Genomic DNA, 16,084 nt, shown 5'->3' on the forward strand with positions numbered 1-16,084 from the left:
GCCAGTTCCCCCCGCCGTGGTTCAGAGGTGGGTGGTCAGCCAGCGCGCCCAGTTTCCGGCCGCGATGCCCGGCCGGGCCGCTTCAGGCAGGGCGCCCAGCACCTGGGGCACGTCGCGGTACCGGTTGATGCCCGCGGGGGTTTTCTCCGCGCCGAAGCCGCCGTCGAGGTCCGTGCCGAGCGCCACACGGTTCCACCCGACCAGCGAGGCGTAGTGCGCTGCGTGCGCGGCGAGCGTCGCAAGGGGCACGCGTTCCAGGCTGCCTTCGGGCAGGGGGTGCAGGAAGCGGTTCAGGAGCACCAGGCCGATCACCCCGTCCGCCTGCGCGATCGTGCGGACCATGTCGTCCGTGAGGTGCCGGTTGCCGGGCACGAAGGCGCGGCTGTTGGCGTGCGTGGCGATCAGTTTCGGGCCGATCTGCGCGGCGTCCCAGAACGCGGCGTCGTCCAGGTGGGAGGCGTCCAGCGTGACCCCCAGGTCGCGCATGGCGGTCACCAGGTCGTGGCCCGCCGGAGTCAGCGGGCCGGGCGCGGCCGTGCCGCCTGCGTACCGGGTGCGGCCCCAGGCCGGGCCGATGACCCGCACCCCGCGCTGCACCCAGAAAGGCAGGTCGCTGGCGTCCCGGATGGGGTCGGCGCCTTCCATCAGCAGCACCACCCCGAGCGGCGCGTCCGGGTCGCCGAGGTGGGCGGCGACCGCGGCGGCGTCCGGCAGGAGATGCACGTGCCCCTGGTCCTGCCAGCGGTGGTACACGTCCAGTTGCGCCAGGGCCTGGGCGCGCGCACCCTGGGGGCCGGTGTACCCGGCCGGGCTGGCCGCGCTGTGCGGCAGGGCGAACAGCGTGCCGAAGCACACGCGCACGCCCGCCGCCCGCAGTTCCGGGAAGCTCACCGTGGCCGTCTGCCCCGGCACTGGGTCGTGCGCGCGCAGGGTGTCCAGAGGCAGGGTGAGATCGCGGCCGTCCACGGCGTTCATGGCGAGGTCCAGGTGCCCGTCAATCAGGATGGGAGCGTTCAGACGTCCACCGTCCCGTGCGCGTTCAGCGCGTCCACAAGCGCCAGGACCTCCTGCAGGTCGTGAATGGCTTCGGGGTGCGTGCCGCGCAGGTCAATCAGGGTGGCGTGCATGCCCACGGCGCGCGCGGCGTCCACGTTCTCCTGCTTGTCGTCCACGAACAGGATCTCACGCGGCGGCACGCCGAGCTGCTGCGCGGCGTGCAGGTACGCGCCGGGCTCGGGTTTGTGCACGCCGACCGTGCAGGTGGCGACGGCCGCGTCCACCAGGTCGTCGAGGCCCACGAACTTCAGGGTGCGGTCAATGCTGGGCAGCGTGTTGCTCAGCACGCCCACCCGCAGTCCCTGGTTCCGCAGGTGGTGCAGGACTTCACGGGGGTTCGGGACCGGCTTCATGTAGGCCTCGTACGGCCAGCGGTTCATCAGCGCCTGGGTCTGCGCGGCATTCAGGTTCAGCTGGTTGGCAAGCTCTACGCCGTAGTCCTGCCAGAAGGCGTCCTCGTCCGCAGGGGTGCGCAGGTGCCACCAGGAGAGGGCCCGCCGTTGCCACTGCTCGTGCAGGGCCGCGCCGAACGTGTGCGGATCGAGTCCGAAGGTCGCCTGGCCCCACAGGGCCGCGTCCCGGTACACGCCAGGGTCGGTAAAGGCGATGGTGTCGTCCCGGTCGAACAGGACGGCGCGCACGGGGGAGGGTGGGGCCATGCGGGACATGCTAGTCCTCCGTGGAGGCGCCGGGTGAGCGCGGAGGTGGGGGCACCCTGCAGAAATCAAGCGGCATTCCTCAGAATGTAGCAATAAAAATGCGGTGTTTGATATTTTTAGCAATATTCCAGCAGACCTAGGCAAAATGCAGGTTAATCCAGCAATATTGTTGCTAAGAGGGTCTATTTCGGTTAGCCTGAGTCGCATGTCCGACGCGCGCCCCGAGCACACCCTGCTGACCCCCGGCCCCACCCCGATCCACCCGCGGGCCATGCAGGCCCTCACGCGGCCCATGCTCGGCCACATGGACCCCGAGGTCTTTGCCCTCAACCGCGAGATCCAGGCGGACCTGCGCGTCATGTACGGCACCGAAGAAAGCACCTTCACCGCGCTGCTGGCCGGCACCGGCAGTCTCGGCATGGAAGCGGGCTTCGCGAACCTCGTCGAGCCGGGCGACGACGTGCTCGTGTGCGCCAACGGCTCATTCGGCCGCCGCATGGCGGAAATGGCCGCCCGGTACGGCGCCCGCGTGCGCCTCGTCACCGCGCCCCTCGGAGAGGCCATCAGACCCGCCGACGTCGCCGCGCACCTCGACGGCGTGCAGATGGTCGCGGTCGTGCACGGCGAAACCAGCACCGGCGTGCTGAACCCCGTCCCGGAGATCGCGCGGCTCGTGCGCGAAAGCGGCGCGCTGCTCACCGTCGACGCCGTCACGACCGCCGGCATGGAACCCTTCCACATGGCCGACTGGGGCGTGGACTACGCGTATACCGGCGCCCAGAAGTGCCTCAGCGCCCCTCCTGGCCTCGCGCCCGTCGCGATCAGCGAACGGGCATTCGCGCGCTTCAGCGCCCGCCGGGCCCCCACGCCCCTGTGGTACTGCGACTTCGAGGGCCTGCGCGACTACTGGGAGGACCACTCGTACCATCACACCGTGCCCGTGAACCTGCACTTCGCGCTGCACGCCGCGCTGCGCGCCGCCCTCGACGAGGGCCTCGAGAACCGGCAGGCGCGCGTGCAGCAGGTCGGGCAGGCCATCGAGCTGGCCCTGGCGCCCCTGGGCTTCACGCCCTACGTCCGCCGGCCGGAGGACCGGCTGCCCACCGTGCTGGCCCTGCGCCTCCCCGAAGGGTTCGACGACGCCGGCATCCGCCGCGCCCTGCGGACCCGCGAGATCAGCGTCACCGGTGGCCTGGGCCCGACGGCCGGCCTGATCTGGCGTCTGGGACTGATGGGCGAAACGGCCCGCCCCGCGCCGTACCTCACGCTGATGCGCGCCCTGGAAGAGCTGCTCGGCGAACGCGGGCTCGCCGACCGGTTCCTGGAGGCACTGACCCCGCAGCCCGTTCACGCCTGACGGCGCACGCCGCGAGGGGGGCGGAGCATGATGCTCCGCCCCCCGATCGCCTTGCGTTGCCCTGTCAGCCCATCCGGCCGGTGCGAATCACGTCCGCGATCACGGGCGGCAGGTTCCACGCCATGATGTCGAACGCGCTCGACGCAAAATCGTACGTCACCTTGTGCAGCGACACCTTCGGTTTACGCCCCACGCAGTCCACGATTACCACGTCCGCACCCGGTTCATGATTCAGAGTCAGGCCCACACTGCCCGGATCCACGAACGTCGTGTCCCCCACCACCCGCGTGAAGGGCACGTGCGTGCCGCCCACCACGATCACCCGTGAACCCAGCGAATCCGCCAGCGCCTCCAGGTCGCGCTCAGCTGCCATCAGGTCCAGCCGCTGCTCCGGGTCGTGCGGGCTACCGTGAAAGTAACGTACGCGGCCCACCGGCGTCATCAGCCGCCCCCCGGGCGGCAGGCGCCGCAGAAAATCCACCTGCTCGGGAGAGAGCATCTTCTTCGTCCAGCTCAGCACCTGGTCGGCCACACCCTTCCGGTCGGCGCGGTCACCCATGTCCATCGCCACGCGCATGTCACTGGAACCCAGGCCCACCACCCAGCCTTCACGCCGCACGAAATCAATCACCGGCCCCGGGCTGGCGCCGTAGCCCACAAGGTCGCCCACCACAATCACCTGGTTCACAATGTTCTCGGCCAGGAAGCGTTTCACGGCGGTCAGGGCGTGAATGTTGCCATGAATGTCACTGATGAAAGCCAGTCTCAAAGTACGACCATCCTAAAGCATCAGCCGCTGCACTCCACCTTCATGCCCCCCAGTGCCCCCTATCATGGCCCGCATGCCCGTTCCCGCCCTCGCGCTGCTGCTCGGCCTGGCCCTGGCCGCGTGCGGCCTCCCGCTGCCCTGGAGTGCCCTGACCCCCCTGCCGCTCGCCCTCATCCTTGTCTTCCTGGCCCGGGCGCCCACCGCACGCGGCAGTGCCGGGCGGGCGTTCTGGGTGGGCTTCGGGTACTTCGGCCTGCACCTGTGGTGGCTCGGAGCGTTCCTGGTGAACCTCCTGCAGTTCCCGCCGCTGGCACTGCTCGCCAGTGTGCTGTTCGCCCTCGAAGGCGCCTTCCTGGCGGTCATGGCGTTGTTTGCTGCCCGGATCGCCTGGACCCCCACCGGCCGCGTGTGGACCCTGGCAGGCGGCTGGGTGCTGCTGGAATGGCTGCGGTTCCTCGGTCCTCTGGCATTCCCCTGGCCCACCCTGGGGTACACGCTGCTGCCCACGCCGGCCATTCAGATCGCAGACCTGGGCGGCGTGCTGCTGGGCAGCGTCCTCGTGGCCGGCACGGCCGCCGCGCTGGCTCACGCGTGGCTGGAGCGGGCGCAGTGGGGGAGGCGTTCGTACGGCCCGGCCCTGCTGGCCGTGCTCGCCTGGGCGCTCGCCCTGGCGTACGGTCTGACGCGCACGCCCGGCGCCGGCCCCGAACAGCCCATGCGCGTCCTGCGCGTCACCTTCGACGCGTTCGGCCGGGCCACGGGCGCAATCAGCAGCGAGCAGCAGTTCGCGGAGCAGCGAGCCGCCAGTCTCAGACGTCCCACAGGCAGCGTCATCGTCTGGAGCGAAGGGGCCGTGAGCTTCTCCGGTACCCGGCCCCAGCCCGGCCAGACGGTCCCTGACTTCCCTGGCCCCGGCATCAGTGGTATCGGCGGACTCGAGCAGATCACGCCACCCGGCCCAGACCCCATCCGGCAGCCCGGAGCCTACCGGGAATTCAACACCGTCGCCAGCATCGACGCTGCCGGCACGCTCCGGAGCGTCAACGCCAAAGCGCAGCCCGTGCCGTTCGGCGAGCTGTTCCCGTTCCGTCCCATTCTCACGCCCCTGTACGACGTCCTGGAACGCACTCTCAACTTTCCCCTCGGCGCCATGCCCCGCAACCTGAGCCCCACGCCCCTGAACCTGAACGGCGTTCAGTACGGCGTGTACATCTGTTACGACAGTGTGTTTCCGTGGGTGGCCCGCCGCCTGGCGAACACCGGCGCGCAGGTGCTCGTGAACCCCAGCAACGACGGCTGGTACCAGGGCTGGGGTGTGCAGCAGCACTTCAGCATGGGCCGCGTGCGCGCCATCGAAACCCGCCGCTGGCTGGTGCGCAGTGTGAACAACGGCGTGGCGGGCGCCGTGAACGACCTGGGTGAGCCGGTGCAGACCATCGCGGCCGGCTCGCAGTTGCGGACGCTGGATGTGCGGCCCCGCCTGCTGAGCGGCGCGACGCTGTACATGCGGACTGGGGATAGCTTGGCGCTGGTGCTGGCCCTGGGGATGGTGGCGTTTGGCGTGACGCGGCGGGAGCGGCTGTAAGGGCGAGTTCCAGTGCAGCATGCGAGTGCCGTTGATAATGCATGTTATCATCGGCTCCCATGACCGAGAGCCTGACCCTGTACGCGGGCGACCGACTCGCCCAGGCGCGCGCCCTGGCCGGCCTCACCGACGAAGCCCTGCGCGTCCGGGCCGTCACCGCCGCGCGTGACAAAAACCTGAACGACCTGTGGGCCCTCACCCTGTCCTACCTCAGCAGCGAAACCAGCGCCGGGGTGAAACTCAGCCCGCACACGCTGCGCGCCTACCGCAAAGGCATTGAGGTGCTGCTGGAGCACGCCAGCTCGAACGCCTGGAACCTCCTGCATCCAGGCCGGCGTGAACCGGCGCTGTACGTGGCGGCCCTCACCGCGTCGGGCCTGAAGCCGGCGACTGTGCAGGCCCGCGTGGCGGCCGCCGGAGCGCTGTACCGCGCGCTGCGCTGGGCGGGCGCCACGGACGCCGACCCGTTTACGGACGTGAAACGCCCGAAGGACCGCACGAAAGGCGTGGTGAAGAACCCGCCCTATCGCGCGGACTTCGTGCAGGCGATGCTAGCCGAGGCCGACCCGCACGAGGCGGCGCTGCTGCTGCTGCTCACCCACGCGGGCCTGCGGATCGCGGAGGCCCTCGCGGTCGAATGGTCGCACGTGAACCTGTCCGGGCGGCGGCTGCTCGTGGCCCACGGTAAGGGGGATAAAGCGCGTCTGGTGCCGCTCAGCGCGCGTCTGCGTGAGGCCCTGGAAGGCCTGCGGAGTGCCGGGAGCCTGGAGGGCGGGTTCGTGCTGCCGTTCCGGGCGTACTCGAGTGCGTATGAGCGGCTGCAGCGGCTGGCGCTGAAATGCGGCCGGGAGCATGAGTTCCGGGGCTTCCATGCAGGCCGGAAGTACGCGGGCACGCAGCTGTACGCCGCGGTGAAGGACTTCACGCGGGTGGCCGGGTTCCTGGGGCACGAACAGGTTGATACCACCCGCCGGTACGTGGAACTCCCCGAGGATGATCTGGATGAAGCGGTCGAGGCCTTCCGTTAGGGGGTGCTGTCCCCCTCAGGCGCCGTCGCAGGGGCCTTCCTGGGCCTCCTGGGAGGCAACTGTTTTCACGTAGTCTGGGACCAAGTGAGAACCCGGCAGATGAACGCAACGACTCGTTGAGCCGTCAGACGAGCCCTGCCTGCTCAGGTTTCGATGTCGTCGCGGCGGGCCCGGGTGAGAAACTGAATGGCGCCGGGCAGAATCCGGGCATGGAACGGCGTGGTCTCCACGTGCAGTTCCCCGTCAAACTGCAGTGGGAACGGCTCGACGGCGTCCACTTCCACCTGCTTGGCTTCGATGGTCTCCAGGTTGCCGCTGAACACCGGGTCACCGAGGTTCATTTTAACGCGCACGGAATCAATCAGGTTCGGAATGAGCCGCATGATGTTCCCGGCCTTCATGAGAATTACCGTAAACCGTCCGTCACTGGGGCTGATGTCGCTCGTGATCGGCAGGCGGTAGTTGGCCATCCCGAAATTCGCGATCATCACGCCAATCCCTTCAAATTCTCGCGGCTCCCCGTCGATCTTCAGGAGAAACGTCGTCTTCTTGGGATTCAGCTGCTTCATGGCGCTCATCACGTACGCGAGCGCCCCGAAACGTTCCTTGAGTTCCTCACTGTCGCGGATCATGCTGGCGTCCGCGCCAGCGCCGGCCAGCATGCAGAAGCCGCTCGTCTCGCCCTTCACCTCAATCTCGCCCATATCCACCCGGAGGCTGTGGCCGTCGCGCATGATCTCCAGCAGCGTCGCGGCGTCGTGCGGAAGATCGAGGTTCTGCGCGATGAGGTTCGCCGTGCCGGCCGGGAACGCCAGCATGGGCACATTGCGGTAGCGGGCCGCGTACGCGAGGCTGCTCACCGTGCCGTCCCCGCCCGCCCCGACCAGATACGCGAACGCCTCAATGTCCTGCACGCACTCGCTGATGGGCACATCCGGATTCAGTTCACGTTCCACGACCTCCGCTCCGTCCTGACGCAGCAGGGTCAGGAAGTTCGGCAGTTCGTTGTCACCGCTGCCACTCTTCGGGTTGAACACCACGAGCACTCGTTTGCCAGTCAGGGGGCCGGTCGCGGGAGGGACTTCGGAAGTCATCCCATGCATTAGACTGCGCGTACGGAGGGTAAAACATGCTGCGATTCTTGGTTGCTTCTTTACTGATGGCTGGTGCGGTGGTGTCCTGCGCACCCACGCAGCAGGGCGCGGCGCAGATGGTGACCGTGACGCCCATGCTGATCAAGGTGTCCGAAGGGGCCGCGCGCGGCGCGACGGTCACGGTGCAGGGCCGCTACCTGGGCGGGCCGTCCACGGGCCGCGTGCGCCTCGGCGCCAACGAGCAGGGTGACGGCGGGTACCTGTTCCCCGCCACCGCCGTGCAGTCCTGGACGGACACCGAGATCGTTCTGACTGTGCCCAGCGACGCGCCTGTCGGGGCAAGCTGGCTGTTCGTGGAGGTGGGCGGGAAACGATCCACGGGCCTGCCGTTCAGCGTCCGGCAGTAAGGCCGCGAAGCGTGGGGGCGGTTTCCGGGAGTCCGGAGCCGCCCCTCCCCTGTTGGGGTGTGTGAGCCGGTCGGCGGATGGGGGTTTTGCCGTGCAGGCGCTATGCTGCTCGGGTTATGGCGATCACCCGCCCCAAGGGCACTGAAGATCACCTTCCGGCATCGAGTCCGAAACTCACGCTTGACGTTTCGGCGCAGGCGCACGGCTGGCTGGTGGAGAAGGCAAGGCGCGTTCTGGAACGCGCAGGCGCGCAGCGCATCGACACGCCCCTGTTCGAGGAGGCGGACCTCGTGCAGCGCGGCGTGGGAGGCACCACAGACATCGTGCGCAAAGAGATGTTCACCGTGTACTACTTCGGGAATCACGGCGGGTACATCCTGCGCCCCGAAGGGACGGCGGCGATCGTGCGGGCGTACCTGCAAAACGGCCTGAAGCAGCTGCCGGCGCCGCTGAAGTTGTGGACGCACGGGCCAATGTTCCGCGCGGAGCGGCAGCAGCGCGGGCGGTTACGGCAGTTCCATCAGGTGGACTACGAGGTGCTGGGGTCCACCGACGCGCTGGTGGACGCCGAGGCGATCGCGCTGATGGTGGGCGTGGTGCGTGAACTGGGCCTGACGGGCGTGCGCGTGAAACTGGGCAGCATCGGCGACCCGGAGGACCGCGAGCGCTACAACACCTACCTGCGCGAGCTGTTCACGCCGCACCTGGAGCGCCTGTCGGACGACTCGAAGGACCGCCTGACCCGCAACCCCATGCGGATCCTGGACAGCAAGAGCGCCGCGGACCAGGAACTGCTGGCGGAGCTTGGCGTGAAACCCATGCTGGACTTCCTGGGTGAGGAGGCGGGCGCGCACTTCCGCGCCGTGCAGGCCTACCTGACCGAGTGGGGCGTGGCGTTCGACATCGACCCGAGCATCGTGCGCGGCCTGGACTACTACCGCCGCACGGCGTGGGAACTGCACCACGAGGGCGTGGGCGCGAAGTCCGCGCTGGGTGGCGGGGGCCGCTATGACGGACTGGCGCAGGAACTCGGCGGCAAGGAGGCGCTTCCCGGAATCGGCTGGGCGTTCGGTGTCGAGCGGCTCCTGCTGGCGCTGGAGGCCGAAGGCATGGCCCTCCCCGAGATCACCGGGCCACTTCTCTACGTGGCCGCGCTGGACGAGGTGAACGTCCCGCACGCCGCACGCACCGCCATGAGCGCCCGCGCGCACGCCCGCGCGGAGTTCGCGTACCGCGCGATGAAACCCGCCGCCGCCTTCCGCGACGCCGAACGGCGCGGCGCGCACTGGGTCGCCCTCCTCGGGACCGACGAGGTCACGCAGGGCACCCTCAGCCTCAAGAACATCAGGACTGGTGAGCAGCGCAGCCTCGCCGCCACCGAACTTCCCACCTTCCTCCAGGAGCAAGCATGAAACGCACCGCCCTGATCGGCCATCTCAACGACACGCACGCCGGCCAGACCGTCACCCTGCACGGCTGGGTGAACCGCCGCCGCGACCTGGGCGGCCTGATCTTCCTGGAACTGCGCGACCGCAGCGGCATGGTGCAGGTGCAGGTCGAGCCGGACTCGGCCGCGTTCGCGGACGCGGACCGCCTGCGCGCCGAGTACGTCACCGAAATCGAAGGCACGTACCAGACCCGCCCGGAAAGCCAGCGCAAAGGCGGCCTCGCCGACTACGAAGTGATTGCCACGCGCGTGCGCGTCCTGAACACCGCCAAAACCCCCCCCTTCGAGCTGGAAAAAGGTGACAGCGTCGCCGAGGACATCCGCCTGAAGTACCGCTACCTGGACCTGCGCCGCCCCGACATGCAGCGCAACCTGATGCTCCGTAGCAAAGCCGTGGCGGCCGTCACGGCCTTCCTCGACGAGCACGGCTTCGTGCAGGTCGAAACGCCCATGCTCACCAAGTCCACCCCCGAAGGTGCCCGCGACTTCCTCGTGCCCAGCCGCCAGAACCCCGGAGAGTTCTACGCCCTGCCGCAGAGCCCGCAGCTGTTCAAGCAGATGCTGATGATCGCCGGGTACGACCGCTACTACCAGCTGGCCCGCTGCTTCCGCGACGAGGACCTCCGCGCCGACCGCCAGCCCGACTTCACGCAGCTGGACATGGAACTCAGCTTCGTTGACCAGGACGACGTCCTCGAGATTCAGGAGCAGCTCCTGGCACACGTGTTCCGCCAGACGCTCGGCATTGAACTGCCCGTGCCGTTCCCCCGCATCCCCTACATGGACGCCATGAACCGCTACGGGTCCGACAAACCCGACCTGCGCTTCGACCTGGCCTTCACCGACGTCACCGACCTCTTCCAGGGCGGCGAGTTCAAAGCGTTCGCGGAGGCGCAGACCGTGAAAGTCATCGCGGCCCCCGAACTGACCCGCAAACAGATTGACGAACTCGAACGCATCGCCAAACAGAACGGCGCGCGCGGCCTCGCGTGGCTCAAACGCGACGGGGACACCTTCACCGGCGGCATCAGCAAATTTGTCGCCGCCCAGACCCCCGCCCTGCTCACCCGCACCGGCGTCGCGCACGGCGGCACCCTGCTCTTCGCCGCCGGAGACTGGAAGAAAGCCGTGTCCGCCCTCGGCGCCGTCCGCCTGGCACTGCGCGACCTGTTCAACCTCGCGGCCACCGGCCCGCAGTTCCACGTGTCCTGGGTCACCGAATTCCCCCAACTCGAATTCGACGAGGACAGCGGCACCTGGACGTACATGCACCACCCGTTCACCGCTCCGCACCCGGACGACCTGCCGCTGTTCGGCACGGCCCGTCAGGGCGAGATTCGCGCCCAGGCGTACGACCTGGTGCTCAACGGGTATGAGGTGGGGGGCGGCAGCATCCGCATTCACGACCCGGAAGTGCAAGGCCGCATGTTCCAGGCCATCGGCTTCACCCCCGAACAGGCCAACGAGAAATTCGGGTTCTTCATGGACGCCCTCGAGTACGGTACGCCCCCGCACGGAGGCATCGCCTGGGGGTTTGACCGTCTGATCATGGTCATGAGCGGCGCCACCAGCATCCGCGAAGTGATTGCTTTCCCCAAGAACAACCGCGGGGTGGACCTGATGGCCCTCGCGCCCTCCCCTGTGGACACCACGCAGCTGGCTGACGTGGGGCTGGCGTTGGCAACAGAATAGGAAGGAAGGAGGTGAAGCCCTCCTTTTTTTCCAGATAAAGCAAGTGAAAGTATTCACGATTTATCCGGATCGTGAAAATTCTATTTCTTTAAATCATTTTGACCAGTCAGGAAGAGGCTGGGTTTCAGCTAACGTCCATTGATTCTCCTGTTTCTCCAGGCGGACAAAACCTGTATTTCCCAGAAGGAACAGCCCCTGGCGCCACGCCTTCCGCTGATCCAGCGCCAGAAGAGCAGTCAGGCCAATCCGGATAATTCCCCCGTGAGAAACAACAGCGCTGTTCTGGACCGGCAACGCGTTCAGATCACGGAGGAACCGGTGAGCGATCCCTTCAAAAGTCTCGCCTCCCCGGAAGCCCAGGTCGCCGTTCGCCAGCGTCAGTTGTTCCGGATGTTCCCGGAGCGCCGAGTAGGGCTGGCCGGCCCAGGCACCGCAGTCCAATTCATGGAGGCCATCGAGGATCTGCACGGCACACCCCAGCCGCTGGGCGAGAGGTTCGGCCGTCTGCTGCGCCCGCCGGTAACGGCTGGCGTACACCGCCAGCGGGCGAGGCTCTCCCCTGCTCAGGTGCTCAGCCAGCGCACGTGCCTGAGCGTGCCCGGTCTCCGTAATCTCATCCTGGGCGCTGGCGGCGCCGCGCAGGATGCCCGCGGTGTTGCCCTTCGTTTCTGCATGCCGGATCACCCAGAGTTGCATGCAGAAGAGTCTAGGTGAGCAGCACCGTATCAGGCTAAAAAAAACGGCCACCCAGAACCGTCCTGTCCTGAGAGGCCGCTCTGGCCTGACTGGGGATCAGGAGTTCAGCGCGTCACGGACTGCCTGGCTCAGGGCGGTGGTGGGGCGCCCGATCAGGCGGCTGAGATCACGGCCATCGGTGCTGAGGTCTCCGCGGGTGATTCCCGTGTCACTGTCAGCCAGCACCGCGGCAAACCCTTCGGGCACGCCAAAGCCCACGAGAGTGCGGGCGTATTCGTCGGCGCTCAGATTGTGGTACTGCACTGGGCGGCCGCTCACCTGGGTGAAGGCCTCGGCGATCGCGTCGAGGGTCACAGCTTCATCGCCAGCGAGTTCGTACGTCTTCCTTTCGTGCCCGACTGTCGTGAGGACGACGGCGGCCGCTTCGGCGTAATCCTGGCGCGTGGCGGGTTGAAAGGCGTGGGTGCCGGCTGCACCCAGAAGCGCGCCCTGGTCCAGGGTCTGGGTCAGGCTGCCGGTGTAGTTCTCCGTGTACCAGCCGTTACGCAGCAACGCGAAGGGGACGCCGGAGGTCCGGAGGATGTCCTCGGTGGCTTTGTGGTCAGCGGCGAGGATCATGGCGGACCGGTTGGCGTTCAGGATGCTGGTGTACGCGATGAGCTGAACGCCGGCGTCACGGGCCGCGTGAATCACGTTGCGGTGCTGGCCGGGCCGGTCGTTGTAGTCGTTGCTGGAGATGAGGAGCAGGCGGTCCACGCCCTGGAGTGCGGCGCGCAGGGTGTCCGGCTGCGTGTAGTCGGCGGTACGGACCTGGACGCCCTTCGCGGCGAGTGCGGCGGCCTTCTCCGGGTTGCGGACGAGGGCGGCGATGCTGTGGGCAGGCACGCCGCGGTGCAGGAGGGTCTGGATAACGAGGTGGCCGAGGTGGCCGGTGGCTCCGGTGATGGCGATCATGCTGGGCTCCTTGGGGTGAGAGGCGAACAGGTGGTAACCGTTTTGATTACATGTTGGGGATGGGAAGCTCAACCGGCGCGGGCGGCCAGGTCCCCCATGACATCCGCCAGCGTGGTCTGCGCAAGCTCCGCTTCCAGAGCAGCCTGCGCCTGGACAAACCGGACGTCGAGGGTGGCCTGGATGTGGGCGCCCACCGGGCAGTTCGGGTGCGGATGCTCATGTATCCGGAACACCGATGCAGCGCCGTTTACAGCGCGGTACACGTCCAGCAGGGTGATGTCGGCGGGCAGGCGGGTCAGGTGGGCCCCGCTGACGCCCTGCTGCGTCTGCAGGAGTCCGGCCCGGCGCAGCTGTCCACAGATGTTGCGGATCACGACCGGATTGGTCCCGACGCTGGCTGCCAGGTCCGCGGAGCTGCTGTGCTGAGGGAACTGACTGACCAGGGACAGAACGTGCACCGCCACCGCGAATTGACTGTTCACCGCATCACCTCCTCCAACCTGTAATTATTTTACTTACAGGATGGGGGAAGTCAAGAGCGGACCACACGGCCCGCGCCTCAGCGCCCCACGCGGACCGTCACCACAGTACTGTCCGCAAACGGCTGCACCTTCACCACGCGCCCCACATCCAGCAGGAAGGCATTCCAGCCCCGCCTGAGCGGCGCCTGGAACCCCTTGCTCGCCGTGACCGTCACGTCCGTGTTGACCCACACCACGAACAGACTCGCGCCGCGCACCTGCGCCGTCACCTCACGCAGCGCCTCGTTCTCATCGCGGCGCCCATTGTTGTTCACGTCGCGGTACGTGAAGAACTTCAGTTCTGCCACCTGCGCCTGCGCACTCACCTGCACCGGATCAATCACGCCGGGCCACGTCACGTTCTGGGGGGTCAGCACCGCCTGAGCGCGGGCACTCGGGGCCGCCGAGGGCAATTCCAGCGTGAACCGTCCCTGCGTCACCGGCACACTCGCCACTTCCTGAATCACCTGACCGAACGGACTGACCACCACGCCCGCCACGCGCAGATCCGGCGGCACGCTGCCCTCCACGGACCCCGCCACGGTCAGCGCACCCGCCTGCCCGGCAGACAGGAGAAACGCAGTGAGAAGAAACGCTCGGAGGTTCATACCTCCAGTCTACTCGCGCAGCTGACCGCCACGCCCACCAAAACCCCGAACCGCGTTCACGCCACTCACATACTGGGGGAACGCAGGGGGGCGGTCCAGACTAATCTGAGCCGCCCCCCCTGCCTGCGCGCTTACTTGTTCAGCGCCTGCTTCACGAGATCAATGATTTCGGGCATCGTGTCAGCCACGGGAACATTCGCCGCCTTGAAGGCCGCGAGCTTGCTTTCCGGCGTTCCCACGTCACCCATGATGATCGCGCCCGCGTGCCCCATGCGTTTGCCCTTGGGGGCGCTGCGGCCACTGATGAACGCCACGACGGGCTTCTTCATGTTCTGCGCGATGTACTCCGCGGCCGCTTCCTCGTCCGCGCCGCCGATCTCGCCGATCACGACCACCGCGTCGGTGTCCGGGTCCGCCTCGAACAGGGGCAGCACGTCCGCGAACGTCGTGCCGATCACCGGGTCACCGCCGATGCCGACGGTGGTGCTCGTACCCATGCCCGCATCATTCAGAAGCTTCGCCGCTTCGTAGGTGAGCGTGCCGGAACGGCTGATCAGGCCAATGCGGCCGGGGTTGGCGTAGATCTTGTTCGGCATGATGCCGATCTTCGCTTCCCCGTTCGTGACCAGGCCCGGGCAGTTCCCGCCGATCAGGCGAACGCCCTCGCCGCCCTGCGCGCGGCTCTGCGCGTCGAGCGTCTTGACTTCCTGCACGGCGCGCATCATGTCCACCGTGGGCACGCCCTCGGTGATCAGGACGATCAGGGGCATGCCGGCGTGGGCGGCTTCCAGCACCGCGTCCGCCGCGCCCGCCGGGGGCACGAAGATGATCGACACGTTCGCGCCGGTCGCAGCTTTTGCCTCGGCGACGCTGCTGTACACCGGCCAGCCTTCGAAGTCCGTGCCGCCCTTGCCGGGGGTCACGCCCGCGACGACCTGCGTACCGAATTCCTTCATGGCGCGGCTGTGCGACGCACCTTCACGGCCGGTCATGCCCTGCACGATGACCCGGCTGTCCTTGCCAACGAGAATACCCATTACTTGTTCGCCTCCTTGGCGGCCTCGTCGGCAGCCTCAAACATGGTGGGGTACATCTGGATCAGGGGGCTGTTCATCTCCGCGAGCAGCGCCTTGGCCTCATCCTCGGCTGTCCCGGCAATGCGCATGCGCACGGGCTTCGTCAGGATGCCGTCGTTCAGCGCCTGAATGACGCCCTTGGCCACCTCGTCGGCGCGGGTGATGCCGCCGAAGATGTTGATGAAGATCGCCTTGACGTCGTTGTCCTTGCTGACGAGCTTCACGGCGTTGTACACGACTTCGGCCTTGGCGCCGCCGCCGATGTCCAGGAAGTTCGCGGGCTTGGCGCCGGCGCGGTTGACCACGTCCAGCGACGTCATCACGATACCTGCGCCGTTGCCCAGCACACCGACGTTCCCGTTGAGTTTCACGTACGCGAAGCCGTACTTGCTGGCCTCGATTTCCAGGGGGTGCTCCGCTTCCAGCTCGCGCCAGTCGGCGAGATCCTGGTGGCGGTACATGGCGTTGTCGTCGATCTCAAACTTGGTGTCCAGGGCCAGCGGCACGCCGTCAGGACCCACGAACAGCGGGTTGATCTCGACAAGCACGGCGTCACGCTTCAGCGCGGCCTCACTCATCTTCACCATCATGTCTGCGATCTTGTTCAGGTTGCCCTTGAACCCGGCCTTGATCGCCACTTCGCGCGCCTCGTAGGGACGCAGACCAGTCACGGGATCAACGCGGTGCTTGATGATCTTCTCGGGCGTGGCAGCCGCGACTTCCTCGATTTCCATGCCGCCCTCGGCGGAGGCCATCAGGGTGTAGCTCTGGACGTTCCGGTCGACGATCATGCCGACGTAGTACTCGGTGCCGGCGTCAATATCGACCGCCCTGGTCACCAGCACCTTGTTCACGGTCAGACCCTTGATGTCCATCCCGAGGATCTTCTCGCCGTTCTCGAAGGCCTTGTCCTCCGTGGGGCTGAACTTCACGCCCCCCGCCTTCCCGCGGCCGCCCACGTGCACCTGGGCCTTGACCACCACAGCCTGACCGTACTCGCGCGCGATCTGACGCACCTCGTCGGGCGTCCGCGCCACTTTGCCGTCCTGCACGTTCACGCCGAACTGGCGCAGAATTTCCTTACCCTGATACTCGTGAAGTTTCACGGCTGTTCCCTCCTTGGGGGTGAGTGACC

The 16,084-nt window shown here is 67.4% G+C and carries 16 protein-coding genes; 6 read left to right on the forward strand and 10 right to left on the reverse strand.

Annotated features, from left to right (window positions below):
• Positions 1–21 precede the first annotated feature (21 nt).
• Complete coding sequence (locus tag LAJ19_RS06150) at positions 22–1,005, reverse strand: dipeptidase (RefSeq protein WP_225523212.1); 984 nt, start codon at positions 1,003–1,005, stop codon at positions 22–24.
• Positions 1,006–1,013: 8 nt separating this feature from the next.
• Positions 1,014–1,715: an HAD family hydrolase gene (locus LAJ19_RS06155; protein ID WP_225477591.1), complete on the reverse strand. Its 702-nt coding sequence runs from the start codon at positions 1,713–1,715 to the stop codon at positions 1,014–1,016.
• Positions 1,716–1,920: 205 nt separating this feature from the next.
• On the opposite strand from LAJ19_RS06155, the gene LAJ19_RS06160 reads away from it, so the two are divergent.
• On the forward strand, positions 1,921–3,072 hold the full coding sequence (locus LAJ19_RS06160; protein ID WP_225477593.1) for an alanine--glyoxylate aminotransferase family protein: 1,152 nt from the start codon (positions 1,921–1,923) through the stop codon (positions 3,070–3,072).
• 64 nt (positions 3,073–3,136) lie between these two features.
• Here LAJ19_RS06160 and LAJ19_RS06165 read toward each other — a convergent pair whose 3' ends face one another.
• Positions 3,137–3,841 carry a metallophosphoesterase family protein gene (locus LAJ19_RS06165; RefSeq protein ID WP_225477595.1) on the reverse strand — a complete coding sequence of 235 codons (705 nt, stop codon included), beginning with the start codon at positions 3,839–3,841 and terminating at the stop codon, positions 3,137–3,139.
• Between the two features lie 73 nt (positions 3,842–3,914).
• On the opposite strand from LAJ19_RS06165, the gene lnt reads away from it, so the two are divergent.
• Together lnt and LAJ19_RS06175 are read left to right on the forward strand one after the other, a co-directional pair.
• Positions 3,915–5,426: an apolipoprotein N-acyltransferase gene (gene lnt / locus LAJ19_RS06170; RefSeq protein ID WP_349774831.1), complete on the forward strand. Its 1,512-nt coding sequence runs from the start codon at positions 3,915–3,917 to the stop codon at positions 5,424–5,426.
• 59 nt (positions 5,427–5,485) lie between these two features.
• Entirely contained in the window at positions 5,486–6,454 is a 969-nt protein-coding gene (locus LAJ19_RS06175) for a tyrosine-type recombinase/integrase (RefSeq protein ID WP_225477599.1), read from the forward strand.
• Positions 6,455–6,597: 143 nt separating this feature from the next.
• Here the strand turns inward: LAJ19_RS06175 and LAJ19_RS06180 are convergent, their stop codons facing one another.
• Positions 6,598–7,557: a diacylglycerol/lipid kinase family protein gene (locus LAJ19_RS06180; protein ID WP_225477612.1), complete on the reverse strand. Its 960-nt coding sequence runs from the start codon at positions 7,555–7,557 to the stop codon at positions 6,598–6,600.
• Between the two features lie 26 nt (positions 7,558–7,583).
• Here LAJ19_RS06180 and LAJ19_RS06185 point away from each other — a divergent pair, with 26 nt between their 5' ends.
• The 3 genes from LAJ19_RS06185 to aspS all read left to right on the forward strand — a co-directional run bounded on the left by LAJ19_RS06185 (position 7,584) and on the right by aspS (position 11,094).
• The gene (locus LAJ19_RS06185) at positions 7,584–7,955 is read left to right on the forward strand and encodes an IPT/TIG domain-containing protein (RefSeq protein WP_225477613.1); all 372 of its coding nucleotides are present in this window, start codon (positions 7,584–7,586) and stop codon (positions 7,953–7,955) included.
• A 116-nt stretch (positions 7,956–8,071) separates the two neighbouring features.
• The gene (gene hisS / locus LAJ19_RS06190; RefSeq protein WP_225477614.1) at positions 8,072–9,367 is read left to right on the forward strand and encodes a histidine--tRNA ligase; all 1,296 of its coding nucleotides are present in this window, start codon (positions 8,072–8,074) and stop codon (positions 9,365–9,367) included.
• Complete coding sequence (gene aspS / locus LAJ19_RS06195) at positions 9,364–11,094, forward strand: aspartate--tRNA ligase (RefSeq protein ID WP_225477615.1); 1,731 nt, start codon at positions 9,364–9,366, stop codon at positions 11,092–11,094. The genes hisS and aspS overlap by 4 nt, the downstream gene beginning before the upstream one ends.
• A 93-nt stretch (positions 11,095–11,187) precedes the next feature.
• Here the strand turns inward: aspS and LAJ19_RS06200 are convergent, their stop codons facing one another.
• The 6 genes from LAJ19_RS06200 to sucC form a co-directional block, all read right to left on the reverse strand.
• Positions 11,188–11,790 (reverse strand): histidine phosphatase family protein, encoded by a 603-nt coding sequence (locus LAJ19_RS06200; protein ID WP_225477616.1) that lies wholly within the window; start codon positions 11,788–11,790, stop codon positions 11,188–11,190.
• A 96-nt stretch (positions 11,791–11,886) separates the two neighbouring features.
• On the reverse strand, positions 11,887–12,744 hold the full coding sequence (locus LAJ19_RS06205) for an SDR family oxidoreductase (RefSeq protein WP_225477618.1): 858 nt from the start codon (positions 12,742–12,744) through the stop codon (positions 11,887–11,889).
• Positions 12,745–12,812: 68 nt separating this feature from the next.
• Entirely contained in the window at positions 12,813–13,226 is a 414-nt protein-coding gene (locus LAJ19_RS06210; RefSeq protein WP_225477620.1) for an Rrf2 family transcriptional regulator, read from the reverse strand.
• A gap of 77 nt (positions 13,227–13,303) precedes the next feature.
• Positions 13,304–13,873, reverse strand: coding sequence for a hypothetical protein (locus tag LAJ19_RS06215; protein WP_225477622.1), 570 nt, complete (start codon positions 13,871–13,873; stop codon positions 13,304–13,306).
• A gap of 131 nt (positions 13,874–14,004) precedes the next feature.
• Positions 14,005–14,910: a succinate--CoA ligase subunit alpha gene (sucD, locus tag LAJ19_RS06220; protein WP_225477624.1), complete on the reverse strand. Its 906-nt coding sequence runs from the start codon at positions 14,908–14,910 to the stop codon at positions 14,005–14,007.
• Positions 14,910–16,055, reverse strand: coding sequence for an ADP-forming succinate--CoA ligase subunit beta (sucC, locus tag LAJ19_RS06225; RefSeq protein ID WP_225477626.1), 1,146 nt, complete (start codon positions 16,053–16,055; stop codon positions 14,910–14,912). The genes sucD and sucC overlap by 1 nt, the downstream gene beginning before the upstream one ends.
• Between the last annotated feature and the right edge of the window lie 29 nt (positions 16,056–16,084).

It is taken from the genome of Deinococcus taeanensis (assembly GCF_020229735.1).
In the GTDB taxonomy this organism is placed as follows: domain Bacteria; phylum Deinococcota; class Deinococci; order Deinococcales; family Deinococcaceae; genus Deinococcus; species Deinococcus taeanensis.

Coding starts and splice junctions, on each gene's coding strand:
- LAJ19_RS06155 (WP_225477591.1), bottom strand. CDS start 1,715: ATGGCCCCACCCTCCCCCGTGCGCGCCGTCCTGTTCGACCGGGACGAC.
- LAJ19_RS06160 (WP_225477593.1), top strand. CDS start 1,921: ATGTCCGACGCGCGCCCCGAGCACACCCTGCTGACCCCCGGCCCCACC.
- lnt (WP_349774831.1), top strand. CDS start 3,915: ATGCCCGTTCCCGCCCTCGCGCTGCTGCTCGGCCTGGCCCTGGCCGCG.
- LAJ19_RS06175 (WP_225477599.1), top strand. CDS start 5,486: ATGACCGAGAGCCTGACCCTGTACGCGGGCGACCGACTCGCCCAGGCG.
- LAJ19_RS06180 (WP_225477612.1), bottom strand. CDS start 7,557: ATGCATGGGATGACTTCCGAAGTCCCTCCCGCGACCGGCCCCCTGACT.
- LAJ19_RS06185 (WP_225477613.1), top strand. CDS start 7,584: ATGCTGCGATTCTTGGTTGCTTCTTTACTGATGGCTGGTGCGGTGGTG.
- hisS (WP_225477614.1), top strand. CDS start 8,072: ATGGCGATCACCCGCCCCAAGGGCACTGAAGATCACCTTCCGGCATCG.
- aspS (WP_225477615.1), top strand. CDS start 9,364: ATGAAACGCACCGCCCTGATCGGCCATCTCAACGACACGCACGCCGGC.
- LAJ19_RS06200 (WP_225477616.1), bottom strand. CDS start 11,790: ATGCAACTCTGGGTGATCCGGCATGCAGAAACGAAGGGCAACACCGCG.
- LAJ19_RS06205 (WP_225477618.1), bottom strand. CDS start 12,744: ATGATCGCCATCACCGGAGCCACCGGCCACCTCGGCCACCTCGTTATC.
- LAJ19_RS06215 (WP_225477622.1), bottom strand. CDS start 13,873: ATGAACCTCCGAGCGTTTCTTCTCACTGCGTTTCTCCTGTCTGCCGGG.
- sucD (WP_225477624.1), bottom strand. CDS start 14,910: ATGGGTATTCTCGTTGGCAAGGACAGCCGGGTCATCGTGCAGGGCATG.